Annotated in this window: 22 protein-coding genes and 1 pseudogene; 13 read left to right on the plus strand and 10 right to left on the minus strand. The window is 62.6% G+C overall.

Features of this window, described 5'->3' with window-relative positions; all coding sequences use genetic code 11:
* Positions 1-64 precede the first annotated feature (64 nt).
* Positions 65-1,240 carry a Swt1 family HEPN domain-containing protein gene (locus ACSHT2_RS13750; protein ID WP_440642037.1) on the minus strand — a complete coding sequence of 392 codons (1,176 nt, stop codon included), beginning with the start codon at positions 1,238-1,240 and terminating at the stop codon, positions 65-67.
* Between the two features lie 110 nt (positions 1,241-1,350).
* Here ACSHT2_RS13750 and ACSHT2_RS13755 point away from each other — a divergent pair, with 110 nt between their 5' ends.
* The 3 genes from ACSHT2_RS13755 to ACSHT2_RS13765 all read left to right on the plus strand — a co-directional run bounded on the left by ACSHT2_RS13755 (position 1,351) and on the right by ACSHT2_RS13765 (position 4,631).
* Positions 1,351-1,806 (plus strand): mismatch-specific DNA-glycosylase, encoded by a 456-nt coding sequence (locus tag ACSHT2_RS13755; protein WP_440642038.1) that lies wholly within the window; start codon positions 1,351-1,353, stop codon positions 1,804-1,806.
* A gap of 257 nt (positions 1,807-2,063) precedes the next feature.
* Positions 2,064-2,576, plus strand: a complete 513-nt coding sequence (locus tag ACSHT2_RS13760; protein ID WP_440642039.1) for a mismatch-specific DNA-glycosylase — start codon at positions 2,064-2,066, stop codon at positions 2,574-2,576.
* 261 nt (positions 2,577-2,837) lie between these two features.
* On the plus strand, positions 2,838-4,631 hold the full coding sequence (locus tag ACSHT2_RS13765) for a phospholipase D-like domain-containing protein (protein WP_440642040.1): 1,794 nt from the start codon (positions 2,838-2,840) through the stop codon (positions 4,629-4,631).
* A 189-nt stretch (positions 4,632-4,820) separates the two neighbouring features.
* Here the strand turns inward: ACSHT2_RS13765 and ACSHT2_RS13770 are convergent, their stop codons facing one another.
* Positions 4,821-5,255 carry a hypothetical protein gene (locus tag ACSHT2_RS13770; RefSeq protein ID WP_440642041.1) on the minus strand — a complete coding sequence of 145 codons (435 nt, stop codon included), beginning with the start codon at positions 5,253-5,255 and terminating at the stop codon, positions 4,821-4,823.
* Between the two features lie 475 nt (positions 5,256-5,730).
* On the opposite strand from ACSHT2_RS13770, the gene ACSHT2_RS13775 reads away from it, so the two are divergent.
* The 3 genes from ACSHT2_RS13775 to ACSHT2_RS13785 all read left to right on the plus strand — a co-directional run bounded on the left by ACSHT2_RS13775 (position 5,731) and on the right by ACSHT2_RS13785 (position 7,035).
* Entirely contained in the window at positions 5,731-6,114 is a 384-nt protein-coding gene (locus ACSHT2_RS13775) for a RidA family protein (protein WP_440642042.1), read from the plus strand.
* A gap of 159 nt (positions 6,115-6,273) precedes the next feature.
* Entirely contained in the window at positions 6,274-6,534 is a 261-nt protein-coding gene (locus ACSHT2_RS13780; protein ID WP_440642043.1) for a hypothetical protein, read from the plus strand.
* A gap of 249 nt (positions 6,535-6,783) precedes the next feature.
* Positions 6,784-7,035 carry a hypothetical protein gene (locus ACSHT2_RS13785; RefSeq protein ID WP_440642044.1) on the plus strand — a complete coding sequence of 84 codons (252 nt, stop codon included), beginning with the start codon at positions 6,784-6,786 and terminating at the stop codon, positions 7,033-7,035.
* 148 nt (positions 7,036-7,183) lie between these two features.
* On the opposite strand, the pseudogene ACSHT2_RS13790 reads toward ACSHT2_RS13785, so the two are convergent.
* Together ACSHT2_RS13790 and ACSHT2_RS13795 are read right to left on the minus strand one after the other, a co-directional pair.
* Positions 7,184-7,690 (minus strand): annotated as a pseudogene (locus ACSHT2_RS13790) (REP-associated tyrosine transposase); the annotation flags it as partial.
* Between the two features lie 60 nt (positions 7,691-7,750).
* Entirely contained in the window at positions 7,751-8,236 is a 486-nt protein-coding gene (locus tag ACSHT2_RS13795) for a J domain-containing protein (RefSeq protein WP_440642045.1), read from the minus strand.
* A 111-nt stretch (positions 8,237-8,347) separates the two neighbouring features.
* Here ACSHT2_RS13795 and ACSHT2_RS13800 point away from each other — a divergent pair, with 111 nt between their 5' ends.
* The 3 genes from ACSHT2_RS13800 to ACSHT2_RS13810 all read left to right on the plus strand — a co-directional run bounded on the left by ACSHT2_RS13800 (position 8,348) and on the right by ACSHT2_RS13810 (position 10,325).
* Positions 8,348-9,115: an SDR family NAD(P)-dependent oxidoreductase gene (locus ACSHT2_RS13800; protein ID WP_440642046.1), complete on the plus strand. Its 768-nt coding sequence runs from the start codon at positions 8,348-8,350 to the stop codon at positions 9,113-9,115.
* 265 nt (positions 9,116-9,380) lie between these two features.
* The gene (locus tag ACSHT2_RS13805) at positions 9,381-9,629 is read left to right on the plus strand and encodes a helix-turn-helix domain-containing protein (RefSeq protein ID WP_440642047.1); all 249 of its coding nucleotides are present in this window, start codon (positions 9,381-9,383) and stop codon (positions 9,627-9,629) included.
* 183 nt (positions 9,630-9,812) lie between these two features.
* The gene (locus ACSHT2_RS13810; protein ID WP_440642048.1) at positions 9,813-10,325 is read left to right on the plus strand and encodes a collagen-like protein; all 513 of its coding nucleotides are present in this window, start codon (positions 9,813-9,815) and stop codon (positions 10,323-10,325) included.
* A 9-nt stretch (positions 10,326-10,334) separates the two neighbouring features.
* Here the strand turns inward: ACSHT2_RS13810 and ACSHT2_RS13815 are convergent, their stop codons facing one another.
* Together ACSHT2_RS13815 and ACSHT2_RS13820 are read right to left on the minus strand one after the other, a co-directional pair.
* Positions 10,335-10,550: a hypothetical protein gene (locus ACSHT2_RS13815; protein ID WP_124160074.1), complete on the minus strand. Its 216-nt coding sequence runs from the start codon at positions 10,548-10,550 to the stop codon at positions 10,335-10,337.
* 94 nt (positions 10,551-10,644) lie between these two features.
* Positions 10,645-10,914: a DUF2277 domain-containing protein gene (locus ACSHT2_RS13820; RefSeq protein WP_440642049.1), complete on the minus strand. Its 270-nt coding sequence runs from the start codon at positions 10,912-10,914 to the stop codon at positions 10,645-10,647.
* A 282-nt stretch (positions 10,915-11,196) separates the two neighbouring features.
* Here ACSHT2_RS13820 and ACSHT2_RS13825 point away from each other — a divergent pair, with 282 nt between their 5' ends.
* Positions 11,197-11,541, plus strand: coding sequence for a hypothetical protein (locus ACSHT2_RS13825; protein ID WP_440642050.1), 345 nt, complete (start codon positions 11,197-11,199; stop codon positions 11,539-11,541).
* A 72-nt stretch (positions 11,542-11,613) separates the two neighbouring features.
* On the plus strand, positions 11,614-12,216 hold the full coding sequence (locus ACSHT2_RS13830) for an MSMEG_1061 family FMN-dependent PPOX-type flavoprotein (RefSeq protein ID WP_440642051.1): 603 nt from the start codon (positions 11,614-11,616) through the stop codon (positions 12,214-12,216).
* Positions 12,217-12,349: 133 nt separating this feature from the next.
* Here the strand turns inward: ACSHT2_RS13830 and bfr are convergent, their stop codons facing one another.
* From bfr to ACSHT2_RS13845, 3 genes are all read right to left on the minus strand, one after another.
* Entirely contained in the window at positions 12,350-12,838 is a 489-nt protein-coding gene (gene bfr, locus ACSHT2_RS13835; protein WP_440642052.1) for a bacterioferritin, read from the minus strand.
* A gap of 133 nt (positions 12,839-12,971) precedes the next feature.
* A complete protein-coding gene (locus ACSHT2_RS13840; RefSeq protein WP_440642053.1) occupies positions 12,972-13,244 on the minus strand; it encodes a (2Fe-2S)-binding protein in 273 nt (90 codons plus the stop codon).
* A gap of 162 nt (positions 13,245-13,406) precedes the next feature.
* Positions 13,407-13,718, minus strand: a complete 312-nt coding sequence (locus ACSHT2_RS13845; protein ID WP_440642054.1) for a hypothetical protein — start codon at positions 13,716-13,718, stop codon at positions 13,407-13,409.
* Positions 13,719-13,846: 128 nt separating this feature from the next.
* On the opposite strand from ACSHT2_RS13845, the gene ACSHT2_RS13850 reads away from it, so the two are divergent.
* Both ACSHT2_RS13850 and ACSHT2_RS13855 read left to right on the plus strand, forming a co-directional pair.
* Positions 13,847-14,167 carry a hypothetical protein gene (locus ACSHT2_RS13850; protein WP_440642055.1) on the plus strand — a complete coding sequence of 107 codons (321 nt, stop codon included), beginning with the start codon at positions 13,847-13,849 and terminating at the stop codon, positions 14,165-14,167.
* A gap of 213 nt (positions 14,168-14,380) precedes the next feature.
* The gene (locus ACSHT2_RS13855) at positions 14,381-14,665 is read left to right on the plus strand and encodes a hypothetical protein (protein WP_028179902.1); all 285 of its coding nucleotides are present in this window, start codon (positions 14,381-14,383) and stop codon (positions 14,663-14,665) included.
* Positions 14,666-14,744: 79 nt separating this feature from the next.
* Here ACSHT2_RS13855 and ACSHT2_RS13860 read toward each other — a convergent pair whose 3' ends face one another.
* Positions 14,745-15,971, minus strand: a complete 1,227-nt coding sequence (locus tag ACSHT2_RS13860; protein ID WP_440642056.1) for a lytic murein transglycosylase — start codon at positions 15,969-15,971, stop codon at positions 14,745-14,747.

Genomic DNA, 15,971 nt, shown 5'->3' on the forward strand with positions numbered 1-15,971 from the left:
CCGAGCGAGAGCTCGGCCTTTTCTTATCGAGAGAGATGTAGGGAGCGCACGCATCCGCCCTTGCCTAGAAAAAAATATCCTCCTCTTTCGAGATATCGGACGGCATCCAGGGATATTTTGTTACCCCAGCGACAAAGTCGCCACGATACGAACTCATCTCACCCCAATACTCTGACGGATCGCTATTCGTGAATTCGTTTTTCATATTTGCCGCGTTAGTTGTCCATCTATCATTTTCGATGTACGACCAGACGTGAACTGAATCGATAATTTGCCCTCGCGCCAAATTGTCCTGCTGAACTAATTCAGTTTCGGTGTCGATCTTAGCAAGCAAGTTGTTGAGATGATTGGCCACCTCGGCATGGGCGGAAAGAAGAACTGCCTTGCTGACGACTAAAGAAATCAACTTTCTAAATCTTGGCACACCATCCGCCGACATTCGAACGTGCGGAACATACTCCGTCATGAAAGTCACGAAAGAGAACAGTTTTAGAAAGCTCTCGACAATTCGAGGCGGAATTAGATTCGTGACCTGAAAACTCCGGAATCGATCTGTGCTGGAGCTTTGCAGGATGGCGGAGTCATAATTGATCTCGACCCGAATCCAGCGGTCAGACCTGTCTTGAAATAGTTGCGTCTTACAGGTTCGTGACTCGATCGAAGACAAGTTTTTGTACCAATCGCCTTCCGTGTTTGTAGGAACTACTCGATCGGCCTGTGTCATCTCAGATAGATACTGCTCGATTCCGACGAACACGTGATTTACATTTTGTTTAATCAACGCGATATCGTCGTGCTTGACGGGCCTGAAGTGCGCCAGAGAGTTGCGCACGGTCCCGATCTCGTCGAGTTTTATCTTTATGATTTCCCTCTTCCCACGGAAATGAGGCTTGAATAGATCCCAATAGGAGTCCGACGTAATGATACGTGTTAGTTCTCCACTGTTGAGGTACATCAGAGGAGAGCCGACTTCGTAACCGAGGTAGCCGTATCCCTTAGCTTGCGCCACACGCTTACTCGCAACGGCCGCAATGGTCGACTGCTCCTCGTCAACTGTCTGCAAGGCAGTTTCGGCCCACTTTTCTCCGTACCTATTCTTCAAGACAACGTAGACAAAGACACGCAACGCGTTTTCCATTCTGAACAGAATGTTTAAAGCCTCATAGTAGTGCAGAAGAAGCCAGCGTTTGGGAATCTCGACAGCTCCTCCCTCCTTCTCCTTTGCTGATTCCCAGTCCATTACGCTACCCCCTTCCCGCAATTTACGCCTTCTGATTGCCATTGAACCACGCTCAACTAAAAATCTAACAGGTCGATAGGCTTTGCTACAAGCTCGAATGGAGCCGCGATTTGCCTGAACTCTCCCCGCACCGCCTCCCCGACCTTTTCCGCCCCAACCTCCGCCTCGTCTTCGTCGGCACCGCCGCCTCGACGCGCTCGGCCGAGCTCGGGCACTACTACGCCCATCCCGGCAACCGCTTCTGGCGCGCGATCCATGAGGCCGGGATCACGCCGCGGCGCTATCAGCCGGGCGAGTTTGCGGAGCTGATCGAGCTCGGGATCGGCTTCACTGATTTCTGCGAGACGGGCGCCTCGACAAAATCTTCCTCCGCGCCTATCCTGAGGCATGAACATCATTCGCCGCACGCTGGAGATCGACGCCGATACCGATGCGCGTTTGCGCGAGATGGCCGACGAGCGCGGGCAGGATGTCGCCGCCGTGCTCGCGGAAGCCGTGGCGCTGCTCGATTCCGTGGTCGATATCGCCGGCCCCGACATCGCCGAGGATCGCCGGCGACTGGATGATTTCAGAAAAAGCCGAACCGCCGTGCCGCTCAACGAGGTGAAGGACTGGGTCGCGAGCTGGGGTTCGGCGAAGGAGTTGCCACGGCCGGCGGCGCGCAGGATCGGATGATCCTGCTTTCGCCCGACGCCGTTGAGGACGTCGAGCGATTGCGCCTGTTTCTCGATCAATTTAGGCCGCGTAGCCCGGATGAGCGAAGCGACATCCGGGACCTTTGTCGTCCCGCATATGGCTTCGCTCATGCGGGCTACGGCTGCGAATGACTGACGTGCCGCCCCACCGCCTCCCCGACCAGCTCCGTCCCGACCTCCGCCTCGTCTTCGTCGGCACCGCCGCCTCGACGCGCTCGGCGGAGCTCGGACACTACTACGCCCATCCCGGCAACCGCTTCTGGCGCGCGATCCACGAGGCCGGGATCACGCCGCGGCGCTATCAGCCGGGCGAGTTCGCTTCGCTGATCGCGCTCGGGATCGGCTTCACCGATCTCTGCAAGACCGGCGCCGGGATGGATCACCAGATCGCGGCGGAGACGATCGACGTATCAGGCTTCAGGGCCAAGATCGAACAGTACCGGCCGCGGACGATCGCGTTCACGAGCAAGAAGGCGGCGAGCTTGTTCTACGGCCGGCCGTCAGCTGCGATTGCGCTGGGACGGCAGCCGTTGGATGGAAGCTGGCCGGAGACATTCGTGCTGCCCTCGCCGTCCGGCGCCGCGTCCGGGCATTGGACGCTGGAGCCGTGGCGCGAGCTTGCGGCGTGGATCGCTCCGTAGGGTGGGTTGGACGCGCGACTGCGCAAGGCGCAGGCGGCGCGGCGTAACCCACCATGTCCGCGGCCGCGGACATGGTGGGTTACGCCCTGCGTCGTGCCGCAGTGACGGACCACTTTCGTGAGCAGCTAACCCACCCTCCACACCAATCCCCGCCCCCCTCATTCGTGAAAAAATGCAACCTGCCCCGCATCAATTAGAGATTGTTCGGTGCTATAAGGCTCCCTGTAATTGATCCATATTTGGCAGCCGCAGGGGTATTGCATGCGATTCAAATCTCGAAAGACCAATGGTTATCAGGTGTTCGCCGTGTCCGGCACCAACACGGTTTCATTCGGCATCGACTTCAAGGACGCCGACACCAAGGGGTTGCTCGGCTTCGCCGTTGAGCGAAGCGATCCGGCGGAGAAGGAGAGATACTTCATGTTCGGGTACAAGGTCTTTCCGTCCGTCATTCCAAACCCTGACGAAGTGACGATGGTCAAGACCTTCGACCAGCCGGTCCAGAGCTTCGTCTGGGACGACTTCACCGCCAAGCCGAAACGAACCTACGAATATTTCTTCCATCCGCTGAAGGGCAAGCCGAAGAACCTGGATCGGAGCGCTCCGCCGATTTCAATCAAGGTGCGCACCGAGCCGCTGTTCTCGTCGAAGAAGCACGACGTGTTCTTCAATCGCGGAATCGCCAGCAGCCAGGCTTATGCCCGCAAGTTCGACAACAAGAAGCCGGTCGAACTCGATCCAGAAAGGCGGAAAGAAGCCATGGAGTGGCTGAGCCGGCGCCTCGACGAAGCGATGCTGGAGTTCATCGCCAACGCCAAGAAGAACGACACGTTGCTGTGCTGCTTCTACGAATTTCGCTATCTGCCCGTTGCCCAGGCACTGAAGGATGCAGCCGACCGCGGCGTCGAACTGCAGCTCATCGTCGATGCCAAGGTGAACAAGAGCACCGACAAAAAGGGCGTGTTCCACGAAAGCTTTCCGCGCGAAGACAATCTCAGAACGCTGAAGGAGGCCGGCATCGCGAAGAGGAACGTCATCCTGCGCGAAGCGAAACCGAACGAAATCCAGCACAACAAGTTCATGGTCCTCCTGAAGGGGAAACGCGCCGAGCCCACCGAAGTGTGGACGGGATCCACCAACCTTTCCGACGGCGGCATCCACGGCCAGACCAATGTCGGGCATTGGGTCCGCGACGCCCGTATCGCAAGCGAGTTCAAAGCCTATTGGGATCTCCTGAGCGAAGATCCAGGCCCGAAGGCCGGGGAGGACGCTGCGACGGTCAGGCGCAAGAACAAGGAGCTCAGGGCCGCCGTCGAAGAGTTGCAGGAGACGCCGGCATCATTGACCGACGTCAAATCCGGCACCACCTCGATCTTCAGCCCGCGAAGCGGCTCGGACGTTCTGGACATGTACGCCCACATGATCGACGACGCCAAGAACGTCTCCTGCATCACGCTCGCATTCGGCATCAGCGAGGTGTTCAAGGAGCTTTTCAGCGACAACACCTCGGCGAGCCACATCGCCTTCTTCCTCCTCGAAAAGGAGGACAAGCCGAACCCCAGGAGCAAAAAAAAGTTCGTCGGCCTCAACGCCGGCAACAACGTCTACAAGGCGTGGGGTTCCTATTTGCGCGATCCTCTCTACCAATGGACCCGCGAGACGAACGCCAAATCGCTGAAACTCAACAAGCACGTCAGTTACATTCATTCGAAATTTCTTCTGGCCGATCCACTCTCCGACGATCCGATCGTCGTGACGGGCTCAGCGAACTTCAGCAAGCCGTCTACCAACGACAATGACGAGAACATGCTGGTCATCCGCGGAGACCGCCGCGTGGCAGATATCTATTTCACCGAGTTCAATCGCCTTTTCTATCACTACTATTTTCGCTCGGTTCAGGAATCCACGCTGAAGCTCGACGAGGACGAGAAGCGGAAACGCGACCGGGCCAGCCTGTTTCTGGCGGAGGACGACAGCTGGATCAAAAAGTACAAGCGAGGGAGCTTGAAGCAGAAGCGCGTCGCCATCTTTTCCAGCATGACGGGCTTCAGCTGAAATCATCCGAAAGCGAGACTTCGCAGGTGGGCAAGGCGACAGCGTGCCCACCTGCACCGTCACCGCGATCACAGACCTCATCCTGAGGAGGCTGCGAAGCAGCCGTCTCGAAGGATGGCCGCTGGCGACCGCCGAGAGATGGTGGGCACGGCGCTTCTCGCGCCTTTGCCCACCCTACAGCACCTCGCGTTACCTCATCGTGATCGCAAGCCCCGAGAGATCGGCATTCGCCATCAGGCCGACCTGCGTTCCCGTCAGCTCCAGCACCGCGCCCTTCTGGTTGCTCAGCACGATGGCGCGCGCGCCGCGGCCGACCGCAAGGCCGGCACCGGCGGCGCCGTAGACGCCGGCGACGTCCGAGGGGCGGTTGATGTTGGAGACGCGGCCGCGCAGCACGGTTTTCGAGCCGCCGAACACGAGGCCGTAGTCGAGGCCGCCGGTGGAGAGCGCATAGGAGCGGCCGCGGAAGTTCAGCACGCCCGAGCCGCCGGAGCCGCCGATGATCCAGCCCGCCTTGTAGATCGTCAGCGTCACGAAGCCGCTGTCGGCCCGCGCCGCGGTCGAAAGGCCGGCCAGGGCGACGATGACGAGCAGCGCGGCGCGAAAGGTGGATGCGATCTTCATGGGTGTCTCCGGGGGCTATTTTTCAAGGCAGGATTCGAATCAGACGCGAGGAATTTACCCGATCGATCGCGGCGGCAACATGATGGAGCGGAGGACGTGGCAGGGGCCGATTGCCCTGTGCAGGGCAAGGCAGCTCACGTGTCAGCATACGAGGCAGGGTGTCTCCGCATCGTCATGGCCGGGCTTGACCCGGCCATCCACGTCTTCCTCTCGGCACAAAGAACGTGGGTGCCCGGGACAAGCCCGGGCATGACGGAGTTTGGGGCGACGGCAAGGGACTGATTTCCACGCTGCCATAATGCCCCTGTTTTGCCCGACGGAGCAAGCGGGGGCTTCGCCTTTCGCGAATTCTGGAAAACATCAATGATTTCCGTGCGGCGTCTACTGTGCATGGGGTTGTTTTCGCACTTTTCGTTTGGAGCGCGCCGCGCCTGCCGCTACGCTGATGCCTCAGCGACCCTCCCGAGGTGACCCCATGCCGATCCAGCACTTCGCGCCCCCGCCGCACGTCAAGGCGCCGCCGCTGTCCTTTGCGACGCGCGTCGGCGATCTCCTGTTCGTCTCGGGGATTCCCGGCTTCGATGCCAGCGGCGCGCTGCCCGACGGCTTCGAGGCCCAGTTCGCCAACGTCGTCGTCAACATCAAGCGCGTGCTGGGGGAGGCCGGCGCCAGCGTGCGCGACCTCGTCAAGGTCAACGTGCTCCTGACCCGCGCCGCCGACGTCGCCGCCATGAACGCGCTCTATGCCGGTGCCTTCGGCCCGCCGCCCTACCCTGCGCGCACGACCTGCGTGGTGCAGGCCCTGCCCGACCCGAAGATGCTGATCGAGATCGAGGCGGTGGCGTCGCTTTCGAGGTGAGCGTGTGACTTGTCGGGCACGCGGCCAAACCAAATGCGCGGCTGCATCTGACATGTCCGTGAGCGGCCGTTCCCCGGCTTGCAAAGGACCTGCTTTTACCGCACGAATTTTCCGATCCCACTTCCCCACCGATCCCACTTCCCCACAAGGAGATATTTCATGCGTCGCGCTCTCGCGCTCTGTGCCGTTGCCGGCATCGCTAGTTCCGTGTTCGCCGTGCCCGCATCCGCGACGGTCGGCTACTACGTGATCCGCTGGGACAACTCCGGCATCTGCCAGGTCTGGAACGAGGACCTCAAGTACAAGCCTTTCCAGATCGGCGCGTCGACCTACAAGGTCGTCAGCAAGCCGCTTCCGACCTTCCAGGAGGCATCCGACCTCCAGATCAAGATGCGCGCCGAGCGCCGCTGCACGCTCTGAGCGCGACGCACCGGACCGCGTTGACGGATTCAGTTTTCACGGGGCGGGCCGCGCGAGTGGTCCGCCCTTCTCTTTTGCAGACGGCTCTCCTCCAGCCCGGATTGCGCATTTTCCGCAGCGCTCCCTTGAACCTGACCGGCCGGCGGAACTACTTACATCTTGTCCGGGGCGCATCCCCCCGAAACCGCCCGGCGCCCCCTCCCGTCATTGTCGGGAGGCGCATCACGTTTTTCATTTGAGGAGCTGATCATGCGTCGTATTTCCGTGCTGTGCGCCGCCGCCGGTCTAGCCGTCGCGGCCTTCGTCGCCGCGAGCCCTGCCGAAGCCAGCTATCACCTGATCCGCTGGCAGGACACCGGCTTCTGCCAGATCTGGGACGAGAGCATCCCGACCACGCCGTGGCCGGCCGGCTACCACCGCGCCAGCGACAGCGTGCCGACCTTCGTCGACGCCCTCGCGCTGAAGGACGGCGCGCTGAAGGCCGGCCACTGCACCTGGTGACAATTCGATTCGCGGACGAACAACCGGGCAAGGGACGCTCCTTGCCCGGCTGTTTCGCCCGGCTCCCGTAGCCCGGATGAGCGAAGCGATATCCGGGAGCCGGTCTATCCTCCCAGTCGGCCCTCCTCAGCACGTTCAATGCATCCCCGCTTCCTCCGACCTCACCGGCCCAATCCTCCGGCAGCAATCCCGCCCGCACGTAGCGGTGGAAGGACGAATGCGGCCAATCGCCGACACGCCGAACGTAACCGTGCTTGACAGGGTTGAAGTGAACGTAGTCGACATGACGTGCGAAGTCGTCTTCGTCGCGGATCGTGTGCTCCCAGTATCGCCGCTGCCATAGCGCCAGTTCTCCATTGGAGTGGCGAGCTATGTCGACACCTGCATGAAGCAGAGCAGTGCTGAAGTGCCCCTTGATCCGGCGCCAGCGTCCTGCGAAGTCATCGTCGTCCGGCGGAAGTCTCATGACCGCATGCAGATGATCCGGAAGGATCACGATAGTGTCGATCTCGAACGGACGCTCCTTGCGAGCGGTTCGGAAGGCGCTGCGCAGAGAGTCGATATTGTCAGTAAGGACGCTTGACCGACGGTCGAAAAGCGTCACCGTAAAGAAATAAGTGCCGCCGGGAAGAAAATTTCTGCGGTACAGAACCATGGCGAGACCTGACCCGGATATCGCTTCGCTCATCCGGGCTACAGTCTAGCACATTGATGCTCACGCGTCCTTGTGCGCGCCGGGATGGATCAGGAGATCGCGCGCGGCGGCGAGGTCGATGAAGCCTTGCGCGCTGCCGCCCCGGTCGGGATGCATGCCCTTGGCGGCGCGGCGATAGGCCTGGTTGATGTCCTCGCAGGTGAGCTGCACCGCGAGCGGCAGGCCGAGCACCTTGCGGGCGCGCTCCTCGCTGGACAGCTGTTTCGGCATGGCGTTGCGGCGGCCGAAGCGCGGGGCGGTCAGATCGTGGACGACCTCGAGCACCACGCCGAGACGACGCTGGGCCGCCAGCGTCACGCCGTGATCGTCATTGTCCGCGGCCTGGCGCAGCACCGGCAGCGCCTGCTCGGCGGCATGGCGCAGCGTGACGTCGCTGCTCATCCGCACGATCTCGGCCAGGAGCCGGCCCGCCTCGGCCCAATCGGGCGGGTGCGCCGACCGCAGCCGTTCGAGAGCGAGTTTCCAGGAGTCCAGCCGTTCCATCATGCGCGCAACGTTTAGCAATCAGGATCAGTATGCCAAGGCCGCCGTTTCCGCCCCCTTAATTTCGAGTTAGCTTTTCGTGAAACTTCGAAAAGAAATCGGGAGGAATATGTCATGGCATTGCTCGCAAACCACATCGCCGTCGTCACGGGTGCCGGCTCCGGCATCGGCCGGGCGATCGCGGCCGGCTACGCACGGGAGGGGGCGCAGGTCGTGCTGCTCGACGTCAATGCCGAGACGGTGGCGGAGGCGGCTCAGGAGATCCGGCAAGCGGGCGGCAAGGCCGAGAGCTTTCCGCTCGACGTCACCCGGCGCGAGGACTGCTTCGCCCTGGCCAAGCAGGTCGAGGGCAAGGTCGGACGGGTCTCGATCCTCGTCAACAATGCCGGCATCACCCGCCGCAACGCCTTCACCGCCGAGACCGAGACGGTGGCGAAGGACTGGAACGACATCATCGCGCTCAACCTCAACGGCGTCTTCAACATGACGCAGGCGTTCCTCGCGCCCTTGCGCGCGAGCAAAGGCCGCATCGTCAACATCGGCTCGATCCAGTCCTTCGTGCATCTGCGCACGCCGAGCTCGGCGGCCTACACCACCTCGAAACACGGCGTGCTCGGCTTCACCAAGGCGCTCGCCGCCGAGCTCGGCAAGGAAGGCGTGCGCGTCAACGCGATCGGTCCCGGCTTCATCGAGACCAACATCAACGCCAATGTGCGCGCGACCAATCCGGCCCTGGTGCAGGCCTTCCTCGATCACACCCCGCTTGCGCGCACCGGCAAGCCCGAGGACATCGTCGGTCCCGCGATCTTCCTGGCGTCGGACCTGTCGGCCTATGTCACCGGAACGATCGTGATGGTGGACGGCGGGTACCGGACGGTGTGAGGACGCACAGTCTCTCGAAGACGAAACCCGGTGGCAGGGCATGACAGCGGTGGATGTGGCAGGCGCGGCGCGAGATAGGCCCGCATCGCGATGCATCCTGCGCCAATCGCGGCGGCTTCGCGGCATTCCCGGGGTCAATTGGTGGGTTCGCTCCCGATTAACCTTTCATTAACCAAACAGGACCACCGTGAAATTACGGCTTGGGGTCGTTGGTTCTCGATCCGCTTCCAATGATGGAAGCGGGCGTTGATCGGGGAGTGTGTTGATGACCACTGTTCATGTCGCTGCGTCCGAACCGGGCGCGCAATTCCTAGCCCCTAACCAGATCGTTCCGATGCTGATCGGCGCCACGGTCGACGAGGTCGAGCGTGAGCTCGTGCTCCAGACGCTCGCACGCTGCGACGGAAACCGCACGCGTGCAGCGCGCGTGCTCGGCCTGTCGGTGCGCACGCTGCGCAACAAGATCAGGCTCTATGCCGCCTCCGGCATCGACGTGCCTGCCTATCAGGACTGACGGGTGACATCAGTCCGCCCGCGACGAGCGGCGCAGCTCGTGCCGCAGATACATGCCGGCGATGACCGCAAGCGCGATCACCGCGACCGAGATGTTGATCAAGCTTGGCACGATGCGCGGGCGGAATTGCCGCTGTCGTCAAACGCCGCTAAGTAGCTTGCTTCGGGTGAAGGGAGCAGCGGCGTGGCAGACGATCAGGGACGACGGCAGGGACCTCAGGGTCCGCGCGGGCGGCAAGGCGAGCCGGGGCGACCGGGGCCGCAGGGTCATCCGGGCCGGCGCGGCCCGGACGGGGCGCGCGGCAAGCCGGGACCACAGGGCAAGCCGGGGCCGCTCGGAAAGGCCGGCCCGCCCGGCAAACCCGGTCCGCAAGGCAAGCAGGGCGAAGCCGGCCCACGCGGGGCAACCGGCGCGCCGGGACCTGCCGGACCGCAGGGACCGGCGGGGCCGCAGGGCCCGCGTGGCGAACCGGGTCCGCCCGGCCAATTGCCGTCGATCGAGCAAGTGCTGCCGTGGCTCGACCAGCTCTTCGACGCCTGGGACGAACGCCGCCGCCAGCGCGAGCGCGAAGCCGCTGAGCGCGAAGCGCTCGAGGCTGCCGTCCAGGAGCCTGACGAGGCAATCGTCGATGACGAGGGCGATGACGGCGACGACAAGAGGAAAAAGAAAAAGAAGAAGCACGGCCACAAGGCCTAGCAGACGAGTCTATTTCGGCCGATCCTCGCGCCGCGGCAACATGCCCATGCGCTCGAACTGCCAGCGCATGGCGCGATACCAGAGATAGCCGACCGCCGCGCCGCAGAGGGCGAGGATGACCATGTTCGCGCTCGAGAACGAGCCGCTCCACCACATCATCCACGCGGTCCATAGCAGCGTGAAGACGATGGCACCTGCTTTCAAGGGAAGAAGGGGGCGGCTCATGGTCGTGCTCCGGGCGGTCAAAACCCCGGCCGAGACCATCGCAAGCTGAGGCCGCAGATACCGTGAGCCACATCACGGAGCGCGCTGTTCAAGCTCACGAACCGAAGCGCAGCCGCGAGCGCTCTCTCGCCTTTTCCGCCTCGACCTCACGGTCGCGCGCCGGCGCATGGGTATGCAGCGACGTCAGGAGCTTTCGTGCCGCCTCCGCGACCTCCGCCACCGCACGCTCGAATGCCGCCTCGTTGGGCTGCGACGGCTTGTTGAACCCGGACAGTTTTCGCACGAACTGCAGCGCACTGGCGTGGATCTCGTCCTCCGTCGCCGGCGGCTCGAAGTTGAACAGCGTCTTGATGTTGCGACACATGCACTCTCTCCCGACGTTTTCTTGAAGACGAAGGTCTGAGCCGAAATCCTACATCCGCCTTCGCGCTTCTGCGACGTTCCATAGCGACACGCTGATCAACTCCGAGGATGCGCACCGCCACAAGCTGTCTCATCTCGCAACGCATCATGTGCGGCGCCCGGGCGCCGCATATTATTTGAGCATGCATTGCGCTGACGGCTCGGGCTTAATTGCGTCAACAATACGAATCGACGCGCGGGACAATCGCGCGCCAATGGCACGATACGCGATGAGGAGGATCGCATGCACAGGCTCGCACTGTGCGTTTGGCTGACCGCGCTGGCGAACGCCGCGTTCGCGTTCGACAACGGCCAATACGACCACGTCCCGCCCGACATTCGCGCCTGGTTCAAGAGCGTGATCGCGCCGAACGGCGTGCCCTGCTGCGACATCTCCGATGGCCATCGCACCGAATACGACGTGCGCGGCGGCGTCTATTGGGTGCCGATCGAGGGGCAATGGATGGAAGTGCCCGAGCGCGCCATCATCCGCGATCGCGGCAATCCGGTCGGCCAGGCCGTGGTGTGGTACGTCCACCATCGCGGCGCCATCATCATCAGTTGCTTCGTGCCGGCGGATGCAGTCTAGCGCGCCGGATTTCGTTGGCTGGAGGCGCCTGATCGGCTAGCTTGAGGACAAGCTGATACGGAGGCACGCCGGTTGACCAATCTTTCCGCCGAAGACCTTGCCACCATCTATGCCGAACCGAGCCCCAGGGTGATCGCGAAGGCGCGTCCGGCAATCGATGTGCATGCGAAGAAGTTCATCGAGATGTCGCCGTTCTGCGTGCTCGCGACCTCGGGAGCGGACGGCAGCGTCGATGCCTCGCCGCGCGGCGGCGGCATCGGCTTCGTCCACGTCGTCGGTCCCAACCAGCTGTTGATGCCTGACCGCTCCGGCAACAACCGCATCGACAGTTTTCGCAACGTCGTCGAAGGCTCGGGATTCGTACAGCTGCTGTTCTTCGTGCCGGGGATCGACGAGACGCTACGCGTCGGCGGACGCGGCACCCTGTCGGCCGATCCGGATCTGCTCGCCGCGATGGTGGAGTTCGGCAAGCCGCCGCGCGCGGTGCTGAACGTCGCGGTCAGCGAAGTCTATTTCCACTGCGGCAAGGCGCTGTTGCGCTCGAAGCTGTGGTCATCCGAGAAGGTGCAGCGCTCGGTGATGCCGAGCATTATCGAGGTCATTCACGACCAGACGGGCTTGGGCGAACGCGAGAGCCAGGAGATCGTGGAAGAGCGCTACAAGACGCAGCTGTAGGCGATGCGTTCGCCACTTAGGCTCGCCGCCATGTCCGGACTTGTCCCGGGCATCCAAGTCTTTGTCGTGGAAGCAACGCGTGGATGGCCGGGTCAAGCCCGGCCATAACAAAATGGAGGGAGGCGGGCGGAGCTTAATGCGCCTCGCCCTCGAGCCCGCCGACGTGCTTCTGGGTGTAGAGCTCGAGGCCGATGCGAACGATCAGGTCGAGCTGGGTTTCGAGGAAGTCGATGTGGTGCTCCTCGTCGCTCATCAGCTTCTCGAACAGGTCGCGCGTGACGTAGTCCTTGGCGCCGTGGCAGTAGGTCGCCGCTTCCTGGTAGAGCGCACGCGCGCTCATCTCGGCGGCGAGATCGCATTCGATGATCTCCTTGACGTTCTGGCCGATGCGCAGGGGGTCGAGCACCTGCATGTTCGGAAAGCCGTCGAGGAACAGGATGCGCGCGGTGAGCTTGTCGGCATGCTCCATCTCCTCGATGGACTCCTTGCGCCAGACCTTGGCCATGTCCAAGAGGCCCCAATTGTCGAGGAAGCGGTAGTGTAGCCAGTACTGATTGATCGCAGTCAGCTCGTGACGCAGTGCCTTGTTGAGATAGTCGATGACCTTCGCGTCGCCCTGCATGGTTCACTCCAGCTCTTGCAGTCCAAATCGGCCCTAAACCGTATTTAGAATGCTTCTAAATTAGTTTGCGTGCGCCGGCAACCAGCTATGCGGACGCAGCCGGGGAAAAGCTCAGCCGAGGATGCGGAAGTCTTCAGCAGGCCGCGAGGGCGAACTGGGCGGGTTCGGCCGTCTCGTCATTGGCGGCGACGGTGTGGCCGTGGGGACAGCCGGCACAGCCAGACTGGGCGCAGGGGCCAAGCGCTTCGTCGATGATGGTCTTGATAGTGCGGGCACAGCGGCCGCATTCGGCGCTACAGCCGAGACATCCATAGACCTGCTTGGCATGGCGCACGGCGGCGTCGGACTCGGCGACGGCGGCGCGGATATCGTCATCGCTCAGCACGTTACAGGAACAAACGATCATGGAAGCGGCAGGCCCTTCGGTGATGCGCCATCATCGATATTTAACGGGCCGGCCGGATGCAAAAGGAAAAACCGGTATTTGAAGCTATTCCAAACTGGCCCGGCAATCAGCCTAGAACGGCTCTAAAATAGGGTATTGCGCTTGATCAAGATCGTGGCGGAGCTAGTCGCCGCCACCGCCTCCACCACCATCGCCGCCACCTCCGCAATCCCCGCCACTGCTGCCGCCATCGCTGCTGGAACAGCTGCCGCCATCGGTCGAGCTCCCCGAACGGTCGCTGGAGAACCAGTTGCCCAACGAGAAGCCGTCGCTTGTCCCCATATAGGTGTTGCCGCCACTACTACCGCCATCACCGCCGACCCCGGCGCGCGAGCGCCGCTGGCTCCTATTCTGGAGGTGAGCGATCCAGCCGTAGCCGATCGCGAAGACCACCACAGCGGCAATCAATGCATTGACCATCGCGTTGCCCATCATCGTCTCCTGATGAAACTGGGGGCCATGCCGGTTGGTCGTCTCCGGCGGAGGTGCCGTTCATTGATCATTCAAACGAAATATGGAACCTTACGCGCCAAAGAGTTCCCGCGTGTGATAAGGTCAAGCGCATGAAGAAGTCGTTCCTGGCAGTCGCTGCCATCCTCGCTCTAGCCCTGACGGCCGGAACACCTGCCCATGCCCAGCGCGGCGTCGCAGCAGGCGTGGCGGCCGGGATCATCGGCGGCGCCATCGTCGGTGGCGCACTGGCCTCTCCGTATTATTACGGACCAGGTCCCGGCTATTACGAACCGGGCTACTATCCGCCCCGCTACTACGCCCCCGGTCCGGGCTATGTCGCCGACGACTATTACGGCAACTGCGTCTGGCAGAAGCAGCGCTTCTGGGACGGCTATGCCTGGCGCGTCCGCCGCGTCAGAGTTTGTGGCTGAGGCGTCCTTGACCGGTTCACTACGGATGCGCCGTTCATCTCGGAGCCCGAAAAAGACCGCTTTTTCTCGTCACAGCTCTGTGTGCGTTTACCGTGGATTGACCATTTGCGCGCTTCCTAACCGCAAGGCCAAATTCCATCAGAGTGTGCGTGAACCTTTGAAACCCGGGCCATCCCTTACAGGGGAAGTCCATCTCCCAGGAGAGCCAAGAGCATGAAGAAGACTTTGGTTGCCGCCCTCACGGTTGCAACGGTCGCCGGTTCGCTGGTGACCGCAACGCCGCCGGCGAAAGCCGGTGACAACATCGGTGCCGGTATCGCGGCCGGGCTGATCGGTGGCGCCATCGTAGGCGGCGCCATCGCGTCGAGCCGTCCGGCCTATGGTGGTCCCGTTTACGTGGCCGAGCCCGGCCCGCCGCCCCCGCCCTGCTACTGGCAGCGCCAGCGTTATTGGGACGGTTATGGCTGGGTCGTTCGCCCGGTTCGCGTCTGCTACTGATCTGATCGCACGGCGCTCCCAAGCGCCGCGATCGAGGCCCGGCCGAGACCATCGGCCGGGCTTTTTCTTTGGTCCTGCGCTATCGCCCCGCCTGGATCGAGCGCAGCACCGCTTCGCTCGGCCAGCAATCGACCTTGAGGTCGGCCGACTTCTGATAGGCGCCGAGCGCGGCGCGCGTCTGCATGCCGGCCTTGCCGTCGATCTTGTCCTTGTAGAGCCCGATGCGCGTCAGCTCGCGCTGCATGGTCTCGACGTCTTTCGTGCGCAGCTGCTTCGAAGCCGACCACGGCGTTGCGAATGGCAGCGGGCTCGTCATCCGGTCGCTGAGATGTCCGACGAACAGCACGTAGAGGTCGGAGAAATTGTACTCCTTGATGACGAAGTAATTCTTCGTGGTCAGGAACGACGGGCCGTAGATGCCTTCGGGCTGGAGCAGCGAGGCCTGCTGCGCCTGCTCGGCGGCGCCGAGTTTCTGGCCACGCACCGGCACAAAGCCTTCGCGCAGCCATTGACCGATCGGCTTCGTCACCTCCGGCACGCCCGTGGTGCAATCAACCTTCGCCGGGGCCTGCACCTCATAGGACCAGCGCACCCCTCTCTGCCAGCCCTTGTTGACGAGCTGCTGTGCGGCGGAGGCCAGCGCATCCGGCACCGAGTGCCAGATGTCGATGCGGCCATCGCCGTCGAAGTCGACGCCATGCTTGTAATATTCCGACGGCAGGAACTGCGTCAGCCCGGTGGCGCCGGCCCAGGACGAGCGCATGTCCTTGCGCGTCACCATGCCCTCGCCGAGAATCTTGAGCGAGAGAATGAACTCGTTGCGATACTGGTCCTTGCGGCGTCCGACATAGGCCTGCGTCGCCAGCACGCGAACGAGATCGTAAGGCAGCGTGTAGCGGCCGTAATCGGTCTCTCGGCCCCAGATCGCGAGCATGACGGTGGCGGGCACGCCGGAGCTTTTCTCGATCTCGGTCAGCGCGGTGCGATATTTTTGCAGCAGCCGCTGCCCCTCGCCGGCGAGCCGGGCGATCGACGCTTCCTTGACGTAGTCGGCCGGCACCTGCACGAACTCGGCCTGCGACGGCGCGCCGGTCGCGGGCCGTCCCGGCAGGATCAAATCGGGCAATTTGTAATCAGGCTCGAGCCCGCGCGTCTCTCGCTCGAACGTCGCGCGCGAGACGCCCGCGGCCTGCGCTTCCGGCCAGAGCGAGGCGATGAATTGCGTGAAGGCCGCGTCTGCTGCCCGGGCGGACGACCAGCCGCAGGTGACCACGATCACCGCAGCGATGAGCGCCCGCCGCATCAT

Origin of the sequence: Bradyrhizobium sp. PUT101, from assembly GCF_052043945.1 — a bacterium.
GTDB lineage: Bacteria > Pseudomonadota > Alphaproteobacteria > Rhizobiales > Xanthobacteraceae > Bradyrhizobium.

Coding starts and splice junctions, on each gene's coding strand:
- ACSHT2_RS13750 (WP_440642037.1), bottom strand. CDS start 1,240: ATGGACTGGGAATCAGCAAAGGAGAAGGAGGGAGGAGCTGTCGAGATT.
- ACSHT2_RS13760 (WP_440642039.1), top strand. CDS start 2,064: ATGACTGACGTGCCGCCCCACCGCCTCCCCGACCAGCTCCGTCCCGAC.
- ACSHT2_RS13765 (WP_440642040.1), top strand. CDS start 2,838: ATGCGATTCAAATCTCGAAAGACCAATGGTTATCAGGTGTTCGCCGTG.
- ACSHT2_RS13770 (WP_440642041.1), bottom strand. CDS start 5,255: ATGAAGATCGCATCCACCTTTCGCGCCGCGCTGCTCGTCATCGTCGCC.
- ACSHT2_RS13775 (WP_440642042.1), top strand. CDS start 5,731: ATGCCGATCCAGCACTTCGCGCCCCCGCCGCACGTCAAGGCGCCGCCG.
- ACSHT2_RS13780 (WP_440642043.1), top strand. CDS start 6,274: ATGCGTCGCGCTCTCGCGCTCTGTGCCGTTGCCGGCATCGCTAGTTCC.
- ACSHT2_RS13785 (WP_440642044.1), top strand. CDS start 6,784: ATGCGTCGTATTTCCGTGCTGTGCGCCGCCGCCGGTCTAGCCGTCGCG.
- ACSHT2_RS13795 (WP_440642045.1), bottom strand. CDS start 8,236: ATGATGGAACGGCTGGACTCCTGGAAACTCGCTCTCGAACGGCTGCGG.
- ACSHT2_RS13800 (WP_440642046.1), top strand. CDS start 8,348: ATGGCATTGCTCGCAAACCACATCGCCGTCGTCACGGGTGCCGGCTCC.
- ACSHT2_RS13805 (WP_440642047.1), top strand. CDS start 9,381: ATGACCACTGTTCATGTCGCTGCGTCCGAACCGGGCGCGCAATTCCTA.
- ACSHT2_RS13815 (WP_124160074.1), bottom strand. CDS start 10,550: ATGAGCCGCCCCCTTCTTCCCTTGAAAGCAGGTGCCATCGTCTTCACG.
- ACSHT2_RS13820 (WP_440642049.1), bottom strand. CDS start 10,914: ATGTGTCGCAACATCAAGACGCTGTTCAACTTCGAGCCGCCGGCGACG.
- ACSHT2_RS13825 (WP_440642050.1), top strand. CDS start 11,197: ATGCACAGGCTCGCACTGTGCGTTTGGCTGACCGCGCTGGCGAACGCC.
- bfr (WP_440642052.1), bottom strand. CDS start 12,838: ATGCAGGGCGACGCGAAGGTCATCGACTATCTCAACAAGGCACTGCGT.
- ACSHT2_RS13840 (WP_440642053.1), bottom strand. CDS start 13,244: ATGATCGTTTGTTCCTGTAACGTGCTGAGCGATGACGATATCCGCGCC.
- ACSHT2_RS13845 (WP_440642054.1), bottom strand. CDS start 13,718: ATGATGGGCAACGCGATGGTCAATGCATTGATTGCCGCTGTGGTGGTC.
- ACSHT2_RS13850 (WP_440642055.1), top strand. CDS start 13,847: ATGAAGAAGTCGTTCCTGGCAGTCGCTGCCATCCTCGCTCTAGCCCTG.
- ACSHT2_RS13855 (WP_028179902.1), top strand. CDS start 14,381: ATGAAGAAGACTTTGGTTGCCGCCCTCACGGTTGCAACGGTCGCCGGT.
- ACSHT2_RS13860 (WP_440642056.1), bottom strand. CDS start 15,971: ATGATGCGGCGGGCGCTCATCGCTGCGGTGATCGTGGTCACCTGCGGC.